The 13838-nt window shown below is 38.8% G+C and carries 11 protein-coding genes; 9 read left to right on the forward strand and 2 right to left on the reverse strand.

All coding sequences use genetic code 11. The features are described from left to right. The 6 genes from dnaA to gyrA all read left to right on the forward strand — a co-directional run bounded on the left by dnaA (position 1) and on the right by gyrA (position 8730). On the forward strand, positions 1-1335 hold the full coding sequence (gene dnaA / locus ACQ4KW_RS00005; RefSeq protein WP_430884514.1) for a chromosomal replication initiator protein DnaA: 1335 nt from the start codon (positions 1-3) through the stop codon (positions 1333-1335). Positions 1336-1583: 248 nt separating this feature from the next. Beyond that, complete coding sequence (dnaN, locus tag ACQ4KW_RS00010) at positions 1584-2696, forward strand: DNA polymerase III subunit beta (RefSeq protein ID WP_430884515.1); 1113 nt, start codon at positions 1584-1586, stop codon at positions 2694-2696. Between the two features lie 87 nt (positions 2697-2783). Continuing rightward, positions 2784-3029 carry an RNA-binding S4 domain-containing protein gene (locus tag ACQ4KW_RS00015; RefSeq protein WP_430884516.1) on the forward strand — a complete coding sequence of 82 codons (246 nt, stop codon included), beginning with the start codon at positions 2784-2786 and terminating at the stop codon, positions 3027-3029. Between the two features lie 13 nt (positions 3030-3042). After that, on the forward strand, positions 3043-4155 hold the full coding sequence (recF, locus tag ACQ4KW_RS00020; protein WP_430884517.1) for a DNA replication/repair protein RecF: 1113 nt from the start codon (positions 3043-3045) through the stop codon (positions 4153-4155). Positions 4156-4267: 112 nt separating this feature from the next. Beyond that, complete coding sequence (gyrB, locus tag ACQ4KW_RS00025; RefSeq protein WP_430884518.1) at positions 4268-6184, forward strand: DNA topoisomerase (ATP-hydrolyzing) subunit B; 1917 nt, start codon at positions 4268-4270, stop codon at positions 6182-6184. Between the two features lie 11 nt (positions 6185-6195). Next, positions 6196-8730 (forward strand): DNA gyrase subunit A, encoded by a 2535-nt coding sequence (gene gyrA, locus ACQ4KW_RS00030; protein WP_430884519.1) that lies wholly within the window; start codon positions 6196-6198, stop codon positions 8728-8730. A 440-nt stretch (positions 8731-9170) separates the two neighbouring features. Here gyrA and ACQ4KW_RS00035 read toward each other — a convergent pair whose 3' ends face one another. Further along, positions 9171-10802: a hypothetical protein gene (locus ACQ4KW_RS00035; RefSeq protein ID WP_430884520.1), complete on the reverse strand. Its 1632-nt coding sequence runs from the start codon at positions 10800-10802 to the stop codon at positions 9171-9173. A gap of 356 nt (positions 10803-11158) precedes the next feature. On the opposite strand from ACQ4KW_RS00035, the gene ACQ4KW_RS00040 reads away from it, so the two are divergent. The 3 genes from ACQ4KW_RS00040 to ACQ4KW_RS00050 all read left to right on the forward strand — a co-directional run bounded on the left by ACQ4KW_RS00040 (position 11159) and on the right by ACQ4KW_RS00050 (position 12783). Then, complete coding sequence (locus ACQ4KW_RS00040) at positions 11159-11473, forward strand: STAS domain-containing protein (protein WP_430884521.1); 315 nt, start codon at positions 11159-11161, stop codon at positions 11471-11473. 39 nt (positions 11474-11512) lie between these two features. Next, on the forward strand, positions 11513-11914 hold the full coding sequence (locus tag ACQ4KW_RS00045) for an ATP-binding protein (RefSeq protein ID WP_430884522.1): 402 nt from the start codon (positions 11513-11515) through the stop codon (positions 11912-11914). A 62-nt stretch (positions 11915-11976) separates the two neighbouring features. Next, the gene (locus ACQ4KW_RS00050; RefSeq protein WP_430884523.1) at positions 11977-12783 is read left to right on the forward strand and encodes a SigB/SigF/SigG family RNA polymerase sigma factor; all 807 of its coding nucleotides are present in this window, start codon (positions 11977-11979) and stop codon (positions 12781-12783) included. 73 nt (positions 12784-12856) lie between these two features. Here ACQ4KW_RS00050 and trpS read toward each other — a convergent pair whose 3' ends face one another. Next, positions 12857-13837 carry a tryptophan--tRNA ligase gene (trpS, locus tag ACQ4KW_RS00055; protein WP_430884524.1) on the reverse strand — a complete coding sequence of 327 codons (981 nt, stop codon included), beginning with the start codon at positions 13835-13837 and terminating at the stop codon, positions 12857-12859. Position 13838: the final 1 nt, after the last annotated feature.

Consider the following 13838-nt stretch of genomic DNA (forward strand, 5'->3'; position numbering starts at 1 on the left):
ATGGACTTAAACGTTCGTGACATATGGGAAAAGACATTGACACTGATCAAAAGTGAACTGACTGAAGTCAGCTTTAACACTTGGCTAAAGACAATTGAACCCATCGCGATCAAAGGAAAAGTAATTTTATTAGGTGTTCCAAACGAATTCAATAAAGAAATCTTGGAAAACCGCTATGTATCTCTCATTACCAATGCAATTAAACAGGTAACTTCCTCTTCTTACGAACTGGAATTTGTCATTCCTGGTGATGAAGTCTACATTGAAGAAGAATCTGAAGAAGCCATTCGTGACAGAGAAGGGTTCGAGGCGCCTATTTTGAATCCAAAATACGTCTTCGATGAATTTGTCATTGGTAACTCAAACCGATTCGCACATGCTGCATCTCTTGCAGTTGCTGAATCACCGGCACGCGCATACAACCCTCTATTTATATATGGTGGTGTGGGACTGGGTAAAACCCACTTAATGCATGCGATTGGCCATTACATTCTTGATCACAATTCAAATGCAAAAGTTGTTTATGTCTCTAGTGAAAAATTCACCAATGAGCTAATCAACTCTATCAAGGATGATAAAAACGAAGAATTTAGAAACAAGTACAGGCACGTTGACGTGCTTTTGGTCGATGACATCCAGTTTATTGCCGGCAAAGAAAGAACACAGGAAGAATTTTTCCATACTTTCAATGCCCTTTATGAAGCCAATAAACAAATCATCGTTTCAAGCGATCGTCCTCCAAAAGAAATCCCAACCTTAGAGGACCGACTCAGATCAAGATTCGAATGGGGTCTTATCACAGACATTCAAGCCCCTGATTTTGAAACAAGAATCGCCATACTCCGCAAAAAAGCTGAAATGGACAGTATGGATATACCAAATGAAGTGTTTGAGTTTATCGCAAAAAAAATTAAATCCAATATTCGTGAATTGGAAGGCGCATTAACACGCATTATTGCCTATTCCTCTTTAACGAATAAGGAAATTTCTGTTGAACTGGCTCAGGAAGCTCTCAAAGATATTATTTCGTCCTCTAGACCAAAGCAAGTGACTGTTCATCTCATTAAAGATGTGGTTTCACAGTACTATAATCTTAAAATCGATGATCTAGAATCCAAACGAAGAACCAGAGCCATTTCCTATCCAAGACAAATCGCTATGTTCCTCTGTCGTGAAATGACGGATCTGTCTCTTCCTAAAATCGGTGAAGAATTCGGTGGCCGTGATCATACCACTGTCATCCATGCTTATGAAAAGATTTTAAAGGAACAAAATGAGAAACCAGATATGTCAGATAAACTTGAAAAACTTAAAAAAGAGATTCTAGGCGAATAATCCACAAAATCCTGTGTATAACTATATAGAATCTGTGTATAACTTAACTCCAAACGGGCAAGATCATAAAAGTGTATAACTTGCCCGTTTTCTTTAACTTATTCACATTTTCCTCACAGGATCAAAGCTATATGAATCAACGGCCTGAGTGGGTTTTTAACAAATCAACAGGCCCTATTACTATTACTATAATATTTATTATCTTTATATTAGCATTTTCATATTAATTTTGACGGGAGGTTATCCACATGAAGTTTTCTTGTCAGCAAAAAGATCTAGCTTCAGGTATTAACATTGTTCAAAAAGCTGTTTCTACTAAAACCACACTACCCATCTTGAAAGGCATTCTATTAGAATCAAACGATGGTCGACTTAAGCTCACTGGCAATGATTTAAGTATAGGTATAGAAACTTACATAGATGCAAACATTGATGTATCAGGGGGCATTGTTGTATCATCGAGAATCTTTGGTGAGATCATTCGTAAGTTACCAAATGCACAAGTGGAGATTACAGTCGATGACAACCATAATGTTCGGATTTTATGTGAGAAGTCAGAGTTCAATCTTGTTGGGCAACCAGCCGTTGAATATCCGGAGCTTCCAGAAGTTGAAGACTTGCATTCATTTGAAATGCAACAAGACCTTCTGAGCAATATGATCCGTCAGACCATTTTTGCAATTAGCCAAAATGACTCAAAGCCCATACTGACAGGCTCTCTTATAAAAGTTGAAGAGAACAATATAACAATCGTGAGTATCGATGGGTATAGACTGGCTATTCGTAAGGCTAGAATTGACTCCACAATGAATGAACAAGCTGTTGTACCAGGTAAGACCTTATCTGAAATCAACAGAATTCTTGGAGGCTATGACGGAGAAGAGACAGTTAAGATCTCATTTACAGAAAAACATATCCTTGTAAGCGTAGAAAATGTTAAAATAGTTTCTAGGATACTTGAAGGTGAGTTCATTCAATACGAAATGATTCAACCAAAGGAATTTAAATCAGAGCTGTCTGTTAAAACAGCTGAGCTTCTTGGTGGTATTGAGCGTGCAAGCCTCATGGCCAGAGAAGGAAAGAATAATTCAATAAAACTAAGCATACGTGATGGCAGCTTACACATCACATCAAATACGGAAATGGGCAGTGTGGATGAAGAAGTTGTTATCTCACTGGAAGGTCAGGACTTAGAAATTGGTTTTAATCCAAAGTACCTGACAGACGCACTGAAGGTTATGGACTGTGAAGATGTCATTATGAAACTGACAAGCAGTGTTAGTCCTTGTGTTATGATGCCTTCAGACCATGACAATTATACCTACATCGTGACACCTGTTCGTATAGCAAGCGTGTCATAAGAATATAAACTGTCATTTGAAGTCCTCACCTTGTGAGGGCTTCTGTCAGTTTTACAAAGTAAGTCTATGTTTCAAAAGGAGGACATGATGCAAGAGGTCGTAATCAGCACGGAGTTTATAAAATTGGATCAGTTTTTAAAATTTGCAGAGTTAGTGGACTCAGGCGGCGTGGCAAAACTTTTCATCAAAGAAGAGCTCGTGCGTGTCAACGGTGAGGTTTGTTCATCAAGAGGCAAGAAGCTTTATGATGGTGACATCGTTGAACTCTATGTGCCAAATGAAAATGGTGATATTGCAGAAGTTGTTGCATGCAAGGTGACTTCAAAAGTCTAGGCGGTGATTTCATTTGCATATAGATCAGCTGGTGCTCAAAAACTATAGAAATTATGAGCAGGCGAGTCTTGAACTCAGTCCCAAGCTCAATATTTTCATTGGAAATAATGCACAGGGCAAGACCAATTTACTGGAATCCATATATGTGACTGGTTTTGGGAAGTCATTTCGTACAAATCGGGACAAGGATCTTGTCCGTATGAACGAAGACCAGGCGCATGTTCGTGTTCATGGCATAAAAGCTTATACAGATGTTACAGTGGATTTTAGACTAAATAAGCAATCTGAAAAAGACATTCGTGTTAATGGCAATCGGCTGCAAAAACGCTCCGATTTATTTGGCGCGCTTAATATAGTGCTTTTTTCCCCAGAAGACCTTCGACTGATCAAAGAAGGGCCATCTGAGAGACGAAAATTCATTGATAGAGAGCTTTCACAGATGAGTCCGAGGTATTGTCAGGCCCTTATGGAATACATGCGAATTATGGGACAACGCAATGAGCTTTTAAAGCAAATTCCATATAAAAAATCCATGGAATCCATGCTTCCAGTATGGGATGAAAAACTGGCAAAAGCAGGGACAGATGTCATAATGAGACGATTTAAATTTATAAAGCGACTCAGCGAAATCGCTTATGACATCCATAGTGGTATTACGGATGAAAAAGAAGAATTAAAGATCGAGTATTTATCCAATATTTCGGTAAAAAATGACCTTGAATATGATACAATATATATGGCCTTTGAAGAACGATTAAAGGCCACGGTTGATAGGGATATAAAGCGTGGATATACCAGTGTCGGACCACACAGGGATGACCTGGGTATTTTTGTGAATGAAATTGATATAAAACAATTTGGTTCACAAGGTCAGCAGCGAACAGCAGCCCTATCTCTTCGACTCTCGGAAATAGAAATTATTCGCGAAGAAGTAGGGGAATATCCAATACTTCTTCTTGACGACGTTATGTCAGAGCTTGATAGTCGCAGGCAGAATGATTTGATCCGAACCATGCGTGATATTCAAACGATAATCACCATAACGGATGTGGAGTCTATCAATGACGCTTACATCAAAGAAGCAAGGATTTTTCATGTGGATCAAGGATCGGCATCACCGAAATAAAACGGTAGAAAACTGCCTGGATCGCCATGTAAAAAATATAGAGCAATATGAGTGATTTATATTCCTGATAAATGCATCAGGAAACATATTCGAACGGTCGGGAGGTAAAGACGTGACAGATCGAATTCAGAACGAATACAATGCGGAACAGATACAGGTCCTAGAAGGTCTTGAAGCTGTAAGAAAAAGACCTGGGATGTACATCGGTTCCACTAGTATGCGAGGTCTTCACCACTTGGTGTATGAAATTGTTGATAATAGTATTGATGAGGCCTTAGCAGGTTTTTGCAAGACTATTGAAGTTGTAATTGGCGATGGAAATACGATCAGTGTAACTGATGATGGGCGTGGTATGCCTGTTGGCATGCATTCTAAAATGAACATGCCTGCGGTTGAAGTAATTCATACAGTGCTTCATGCTGGTGGTAAGTTTGGCGGCGGAGGCTACAAGGTATCAGGCGGCCTGCATGGCGTTGGTGCATCTGTTGTAAATGCCCTAAGTGAATGGATGTATGTAGAGGTTCGGCGTGATGAGCAGATTCACCGAATTGACTTTGCAAGAGGTAAAACAGTTCGACAGCTTGAGGTTGTAGGACCTGCAACAAGTACGGGGTCAATGACTGTTTTTAAGCCAGACCATCAAATCTTTGAGGAGATCGATTATGATTTCGATACTCTGGAACATCGTCTAAGAGAATTGGCCTTCCTGAACAAGGGCGTTAGAATTGTTCTTAAGGATGCCAGACCGGGCCAAGATAGAGAATCGGTTTTCCACTATGAAGGTGGTATTCAGGAATTTGTTGTCTTCCTAAATGCAAATAGAAAATCAATACACGAAAAAGTTATTTACTGTGAAGTGGAATCAGAAGTGAATACAGTTGAGATCGCTATGCAGTACACAGATGGCTTCTCGGACAATGTTTTCACCTTTGCCAACAATATCAACACCCATGAAGGTGGAACCCATCTGAGTGGATTTAAGAGCGCTCTGACGCGTGTGGTCAATGACTATGCACGTAAGAAAGGTTTCCTAAAAGAAAAGGATTCCAATCTAACTGGCGACGATATTCGTGAAGGTCTAACAGCTATTATTTCTGTAAAACTGACAGAACCTCAGTTTGAGGGACAAACAAAGACAAAGCTTGGCAACAGCGAAATGCGCGGTATTACAGAAGCCGTTACTTCAGACCTCATGGCCACATTCCTTGAGGAGAATCCTGGAGAGGGCAAAATAATCATAGATAAGTGCATGCGTGCTGCAAAAGCTAGAGAAGCAGCTCGTAAAGCAAGAGATCTGACAAGACGTAAGGGTGTTCTTGATGGCATGGCTCTTCCAGGTAAACTTGCAGATTGCTCAGAGAGAGATCCTGTTCTGAGTGAAATATATATCGTCGAAGGGGACTCTGCCGGTGGGTCGGCAAAGCAAGGACGTGATAGAGCAACACAAGCGATCCTACCACTTCGAGGTAAAATTATGAATGTTGAAAAGGCCAATATGGCCCGTATTCTGAATTCAGCTGAAATCAGAGCCATGATCACAGCCTTTGGATGCGGTATTGGAGAAGATTTTGATCTTGAAAAGTTAAGATACCACAAAATCGTTATTATGACCGATGCCGACGTGGATGGTGCACACATTAGAACACTGCTTTTAACGTTCTTATTCCGTCATATGAGACCACTTATTGAAATGGGTCACATATATATTGCCCAACCACCACTATACAAAGTAAAAAAGAAATCAAAAGAATACTACACGTACTCTGATGCGGAACTCGATGCGTTGTTAAATGAGATTGGCAAGAGCCCAATGCCACAAATTCAGCGTTACAAGGGTCTTGGTGAGATGAATCCAGAGCAGCTCTGGACGACAACTATGGATCCTGAACATCGTACGATGATCAGAGTTAATATTGAGGATGCCGTGGAAGCGGATATGATATTCTCGACACTAATGGGTGAGCATGTTGAACCACGTCGTGATTTCATCAATAAGTATGCAAAAGATGTAACGAATCTGGATATATAGAGGTGCGTTAAATGAGTGACACTTACGATAGAGTAATAGGTATAGATATTCGGGACGAAATGAAAAAGTCCTACTTGGATTACGCCATGAGTGTAATCGTCAGCCGTGCTCTGCCGGATGTCCGTGATGGACTAAAACCGGTTCATAGACGTATCCTATATGCTATGAATGAACTTGGTTTTACATCCGACAAGCAACATAGAAAATCAGCCCGTATCGTCGGTGAAGTACTGGGTAAGTATCACCCTCATGGTGATTCTTCCGTTTACAACGCCATGGTGCGTATGGCCCAGGATTTTTCCATTCGCTACAGACTTGTAGATGGTCATGGTAACTTCGGTTCTATAGATGGTGACAGTGCTGCTGCCATGCGTTACACGGAAGCCCGTATGACGCGTCTGGCTTCAGAGCTGATGAAAGACATTGATAAAAAAACAGTGGACTTTCAAACGAACTTCGATGAAACAGAAAAAGAACCTTTGGTTCTGCCATCAAGATTTCCAAATCTGCTGGTGAATGGCTCAAATGGTATAGCCGTAGGCCTTGCCACATCCATTCCACCACATAACCTTGGTGAAGTCATCGATGGGGTTATCACAATGATTGATAATCCAGAAACAGATGTGGAAGACCTTATTGAAATTATTAAAGGCCCTGACTTCCCAACAGGTGCAGAAATTATGGGAATGGAAGCCATTAAAACAGCTTACAGAACTGGACGTGGTCGTGTAAGAGTGCGTTCAAAAGCTGAAATTGAAGAAATTAGAAAAGGGAAGATGGCCATTGTTGTCACTGAAATCCCTTATCAAGTCAATAAAGCAAAAATGATTGAAGGCATTGCTGACCTCGTTAGAAATAAGAAAATTGACGGGATCACAGACCTGCGCGATGAGTCCAATAGAAATGGTATAAGGGTTGTTATAGAGCTGCGTCGTGATGTAAATCCGAATGTTGTTTTAAACAAGCTTTACAAGCATTCTCAGCTTCAGGGCACTTATTCTATGATTATGATTGCCCTGGTTGATAATCAGCCAAAAGTACTCAACCTTCATGAGATTCTATCGCATTACATCAATCACCAAAAAGAAGTTGAAACAAGACGGGTAAAATACGATCTTGAAAAAGCCGAAAATAGAGCTCATATACTGGAAGGTCTTAGAATTGCCATTGATAACATCGATGAAGTGATTCGGACAATTCGCGCCTCTAAAAATACATCTGAAGCCAAAGTGGCCCTTATGGAAAAATTTGATCTTTCAGATGTTCAAGCCCAAGCCATTCTTGATATGAGACTTCAAAAGCTGACTGGTCTTGAAAGAGAAAAAGTTGAAAACGAATACAAGCAGGTTATGGAGACGATAAAAGAATTACGTGCCATTCTTGCTGATGAAGGCCTACTGATGGACATCATCAAGGAAGACCTTATTCGTATTAAAGAGCGTTATTCAGATGATAGACGTACTGAGATTTCTTTTGATATTAATGAAATCAATATTGAAGATATGATCGAGCAAGAAGAAGTGGTTGTTACACTAACACATGCTGGTTATATTAAGCGTGTTTCTGCGAGTGAATATCAGAGTCAAAAAAGAGGCGGACGTGGTAAACAAGGCATGGCAACGAAAGAAGAAGATTTCGTTGAACAGATTTATACAATGTCGACCCATGATACCCTTCTTGTTTTCACAAGCTTTGGAAAGGTTTATAGGCTCAAGACCTATGAAATTCCAGACGGTAGCAGAACATCAAAAGGATCTAATATAGTCAATCTGATTCAGCTTGAGCCAGATGAAATTGTTACGACTATGATGCCAGTTCAAGGCTTTGAATCAGGATATCTTATGTTCGCTACAAAGATGGGGACTGTTAAAAAGACAGCCCTAAGCAAGCTGGACTCTAATCGTAAGTCAGGGCTGATTGCCATTAACCTAAATGTTGGTGACGAACTCATTAATGTTATGGAAACGTCTGGCGATGATGAAATGATTATAGTGAGCCGCAAGGGTAAATCTATAAGATTCCATGAAACAGACGTCCGAGAAATGGGACGTACAGCAACAGGTGTACGTGGTATACAGCTGGATTCAGATGATGCCGTTGTTGTTATGGAACGTATTGAGCCAGACTCTAACCTCCTTGTTGTCAGCGAAAATGGATATGGTAAGCAAACATCAATTGATGAATACCGTGTTCAAACAAGGGGCGGAAAAGGCATCAAAACTTACAATATCACTGAGAAAACAGGCGCACTTATTGGTGCCCGCATTGTTCTTCCTGGCGATGAAATCATGATCATCAACAATATTGGTGTACTGATCCGTTTAAGTGTTGATGATATCTCGACCATGGGACGTTCCACTTCAGGTGTGACGCTTATGCGTACGAAAGATGAGACAACGCTTGTGTCCCTTGCTAAAATACAGGAGACAGATGAGGAAGAGGCGTCTGAAGAAATATCAGAAGAAACACCAGGTGAAAACGGTGAAGACGCTGTACAAGTAGAGGAAACGTCAGTGGAAGAGTCTGAAGACCCTTCTGAAAATTAGAAAATATAATTATCAAATCTATATGAGATAATAAGTTATAAAAAAGAGCTGTTTAGGCAGCTCTTTTTTTATGTGATAGAGATTTACAAAATAATAGTATAATGATTCAAAATGACCAGCCCTATACATGCTGATCTAAGAGAGAATGATGAGTATCATGTTCCGTTTAGCATTGTATTCTAATATAAAGATGCTCTTAATATTAAGGGAAAGTTGCACTTGGATGTTTAAATGGACTTTGAGGGGGAATATTAGGATTATAGCCCCCTTTAATATATTTGATTCGAGTTGTCAGGAGTCTTTCTTAAGACTCCATTTTTTTTGCCTATAAGGATACATGTTTCCCGGGAAATAAAAAAACGATTTTGAGCGGACTTATTCAGCTCAAAATCGTTTTTATTATTTGTAAGATCTAATGTCTAATATAAAACATTTTCCAACTAAATGATTGAATACGGCATAAAAAATGTAATCATAATGACCAAATCAAGAATCACATAAAAACTAATGGCCTTAAGGAAGTGGTCGTTTTTACCTTCTCTGGTCTTAGACCGATTAAAGTAGACCAGTAAGGTCAGGGCACTGAAAAGTACAAAGGCCCCCCAGTGAGCCACATTGCTTTCAAGATATGGTGGCCAAAGCCCCTTATTCGTGAAGAATGGAAAAATATCAAAGCCAAATGTATAGATTTTGCTGGCCATGTAAACAAAGAATATAATTAGAGTCATTTTGGTCTTATTCTGTTCTGCCCAGTTGAGTTTAAACATAAGCACAGGTGCTGTTATTACAAGAAGAGGCAATATAGCCGTCATCATAGGTGGAATCCCTGCAAGTATAAGTGCAGGATACGTTGTTATAGTTCGCATAAATATATCGAATAGTGTGTCCTTTGTATAGTCCCTACTCATTTCGATAAGCTTCGGATTGTTAGATGAGATATAGACATGATTCACGAGATCATTTTGCTCATTATGAATCAGATAGTCAAACTCCCCAAGTTTAAAGTAAGAAGGTTTTACAGAGCTACGTTCACTTTTAGACAGTTGCTTAAACTCATCTGTTCCGTGGGTTGTCTTATAGAGGTTTGGATAAGCCTGAACCCCTTTAGCGATTTCTGTACGCCCTAGGTTAGAAGCCCAGAAGTTTATTAGATAACTAAGTTGTCCATTATCTTCCTGTATTAGATAAGGCACAGCTTCATATGTATCAATTTCATAACCCGTATGTAGAAAATCGGCAGGTGCATGGATATTGAACTCAAAGAAATCAACATAATTGGTTCCAAATCGCATGTGCTTCATCGTTGAAATAACGACTGCTTTTTCATCTTGTATGGCCATGGCAATATTTACAGGATTGATGGCACTTAAAGAAGGCAAGCGGTAAAGATTTTCTGAATAGAGCATGTCTCCTTCTTCTGTCATAACACTCAAGTGATACGTGCTCCCCCGCATGGTAATTGCTGAAAGGATGGTTTTTCCATCTACAATATTGACTTCAGCAAGTTCAATACGTCCATCAAAATTTGGGTGAAGTTCTCTCGATTGTCCCTTGGCAAGCATTAGAACATCCGTATCGTTATAGGCAGTCACGTGGTCGCTTGAAAGCTTATAAGACATATCCTTAAGGGTCAAGGAATCTGATTGAAGCAAGGTGAATTCAGTTGCATCAATGGAGAGAAAAAATACAATCCCCTCATCCTTTGACACGGCAATAAGATTAAGTGTTCCCATGTCATTGGAACCAGAAATCTCACTTATGCCATGGTTCATTTCAATAACGTGGTCCTGGACCATTTCACCGTATAAATCAAACTTTTTTAGAATGATTTCATTTTCAAGTGCAGTGATATTGACAAAATGACTGTTGTCAGTGGCAATGGCTAAAGTGTTGTTAGAAGACAGACTCTCAAAGTCCATTTTTGGATTATAGGCATCAATTTCTATTTGATTAGACCATCCCTCACTTGGTAGTTTAACTTGTTCTGTGTAAATGAATGCAAATAGTGAAGAAAAAATCATTAGGAACATGAGTACAATGATCAATCTCCACGGCTGAAAAATTTTTTTCATGGTTTCCCCCTTTTATGCCAATTACACATATTGTTGGTGGAAAAACAATAAACTGCGTAAAGGCTTTAAAATAATTATAACGTGTAATATGTTTCGATCAATTAAAAAATACCATTATAAAGCATTAACTTTTCTTAATAAATTACGAAAAAGCCTCTATTTCCAATAATTTTGCATTATTTCTTTTCAAATTTTGTCATAATGGATTTCATTAGGTATAATGATATTACATTTAAAAATAAATTAATTGTTTAGGTGGAGTTTCAGACAGGTAGATATGATTTAGGCATGATTTTTTTGACTCAATCAAATATGTAAGAGACAAACAAGAAATTAAGGTAGAAGGGGGCAGTAATATGTCGCTGAAAATGAATAAGGTATTTCAGGACATAGATCAGTTCTGGTCTGTTGAACTTATTGGTGACGTTGATATTCAGACATCAGGTAGATTAAAAGAAGAGTTAAACCAATTGCTTGATAAAAGAGAATGTGATATCAATATCGATTGTGCCAATCTAAGTTATATCGACTCAACTGGTTTAGGTGTACTTATCGGTGTGCTAAAAAGAGTTAAGAAAAATGAGAATGAAATTCTGATTACCAATGCACAACAGAATATTCTCAAGCTACTCAAGATTACAGGACTAGACAAAATCTTTGTCATGAAGTAAGCAAAATATCAGTAATAATAAAAAGGGTGGACGATTTGTATGAAGGATTGCATTTCTTTAAAATTGCCTACGAAATCGGAATATGTAAGTGTTGCAAGACTTACAGCTTCAGTCGTAGCAAACAATATGGGATTTGACATCGAATCTATAGAAGATATTAAAGTGGCTGTAGGCGAGGCTTGTAACAACGCGGTGCTTCATGGCGCATGCCAGGAGGACTTTGAAATTAGTTTTCTCATTGAGAATTCTGAGTTCGTTGTAGAAGTGCTTGACTGTGGAAACGGATTCAGTGTGGAATCGTATAATGAGCCTGATCTAATGAACCCAGGTGAAAATGGACTTGGCATATTTATAATGAAATCATTAATGGACGATGTGTCGGTAGATTCGAAACTGGGGCAGGGCACAAAAATTCGTATGGTGAAAAGGCTCATTGTTTAAGGCGTGGTAGAGACACATAAAAATACGCTAATACATTTGGGTTTTATCAGGGGCTGATAATTATGACAAGTCAAAGGACCTCAAAAGTGGATGCAGGATGTGCCACGGCTGAGAGTATAAAAGATATTGATAGTAAAGTACTGTTTAAAATGTACAAGGAATCTAAAGATATTCATATTAGAAATGAATTGATTCATAGGTATATGTATATAACAGAGATACTTTCAAAGAAATATGTAAACAAAGGGATTGACTACGAGGATATTTATCAAGTGGCATCCCTAGGACTTATCTATGCGATTGAACGATATGACGTTGATCGCGGATTTGAATTTTCCAGTTTCGCAACGCCAACAATAATCGGGGAGATTAAAAAATATTTCCGAGATAAGGGTTGGTCTGTTCGTGTGCCACGACGTATTCAGGAGTTAAGTAAAAAAATCAATGTCGCTAAAAGTAAGCTTCAACAAGACTTACAACGTGTGCCGAAAATCGAAGACATTGCTGAATATCTGTCATGTACGGAAGAACAAGTTATTGAGGCTATGGAAGCGTCTCAGGTGTACACACCTAAATCCCTGGATATTAGTTACGATAGTAGTGGGGATGATAAAGACATTCAGTTGCTTGACATTATTGGAGAAGACGACAAGTATTTTGATGTGATTGAAAACAGAGATTTTATTGAAAAATGCATGGAAAAACTCAATGAAGTGGAGCTGAAAATCATTCAAGATAGATTCTTCGAAAGCAAGACACAAATACAAGTGGCAAATGAACTGAATGTGTCGCAAATGACCGTTTCCAGAATGGAAAAGAAAATTATTAAAAAGTTTAGAAAAGAATACAAGAAACTCACAGAAATATAAAAAAATCCCCTCTACTCTATTGGTAGTGGGGATTCTTGTTTTTTTAGAAAAAACACTTTGTGAAATATAGATATTAAAAAATAACAAAACCAAGTTTTTTCTTAACTCTGTTTAAAACTTCTTGGGAAATTTCATCAGCGCGCGCAGCACCTTTCTTAAGAACATCTTCCACTTCACCGCTTGTTAAAATTTCTTGATGTCTTTGTTGAATTGGTGCAAGGGCATCATTTACAACTTCAACAAGCTCTTTCTTGAAGGTACCATATCCGACACCTTTATATTTCGATTCTAATTCTTCGATAGAGATATTGCCAAGTTGAGAGTAGATTGTAAGCAAGTTGGATACACCAGCTTTATTTTCTTCATCAAAACGAACTTCCATATCGCTATCTGTTGTAGACTTCATAATACTCTTCTTAACTTTATTGGCAGGTTCAAGAAGTGTTATTTTGCTGTGGATATTCGGATTACTCTTTGACATTTTTGCCGTCGGATCATCAAGGGACATGATACGAGCGCCTACTTTACTAATAAGTGGCTCTGGAACAACAAATGTCTCTCCGTATTTGTTGTTGAATCTTTCTGCAATATCACGCGTTAACTCAAGATGCTGCTTTTGATCATTGCCGACTGGCACATAATGCGTATCATATAGAAGAATATCAGCAGCCATTAATACAGGATAAGTGAATAAACCTGTGGTTACTGCCTTTTGACCGGCACTCTTATCCTTAAACTGAGTCATTCGATTCAGTTCGCCCATGTATGAATTGCATTGAAGGAGCCATGCGAGTTCAGCGTGTGCAGATACCTGCGACTGCAGGAATAGGGTAACCTTGCTCGGATCAAGACCGATTGCCATATATAAGGCAGCCAGTTCCAATGAATTTTTATGCAGTTCCTTAGGATCTTGAGGAACAGTGATAGAATGTAAGTCTACGACACAGTAAAAACAATCCTTGTCGTCCTGTTGCTTAATAAAATTGCGCATCGTAATGTAATTGCCAAGATGTATTTGACCAGTTGGTTGCACACCAGAAAATACGCGTTTCATA

This window comes from Tianxiuia mixotrophica (genome assembly GCF_050596425.1).
Lineage (GTDB): Bacteria > Bacillota > Clostridia > Peptostreptococcales > Acidaminobacteraceae.

What these genes read in the sequence shown, in the direction of transcription:
- dnaA (WP_430884514.1), top strand. Translation starts at nt 1, where the DNA reads ATGGACTTAAACGTTCGTGACATATGGGAAAAGACATTGACACTGATC.
- dnaN (WP_430884515.1), top strand. Translation starts at nt 1,584, where the DNA reads ATGAAGTTTTCTTGTCAGCAAAAAGATCTAGCTTCAGGTATTAACATT.
- ACQ4KW_RS00015 (WP_430884516.1), top strand. Translation starts at nt 2,784, where the DNA reads ATGCAAGAGGTCGTAATCAGCACGGAGTTTATAAAATTGGATCAGTTT.
- gyrA (WP_430884519.1), top strand. Translation starts at nt 6,196, where the DNA reads ATGAGTGACACTTACGATAGAGTAATAGGTATAGATATTCGGGACGAA.
- ACQ4KW_RS00035 (WP_430884520.1), bottom strand. Translation starts at nt 10,802, where the DNA reads ATGAAAAAAATTTTTCAGCCGTGGAGATTGATCATTGTACTCATGTTC.
- ACQ4KW_RS00040 (WP_430884521.1), top strand. Translation starts at nt 11,159, where the DNA reads ATGTCGCTGAAAATGAATAAGGTATTTCAGGACATAGATCAGTTCTGG.
- ACQ4KW_RS00045 (WP_430884522.1), top strand. Translation starts at nt 11,513, where the DNA reads ATGAAGGATTGCATTTCTTTAAAATTGCCTACGAAATCGGAATATGTA.
- ACQ4KW_RS00050 (WP_430884523.1), top strand. Translation starts at nt 11,977, where the DNA reads ATGACAAGTCAAAGGACCTCAAAAGTGGATGCAGGATGTGCCACGGCT.
- trpS (WP_430884524.1), bottom strand. Translation starts at nt 13,837, where the DNA reads ATGAAACGCGTATTTTCTGGTGTGCAACCAACTGGTCAAATACATCTT.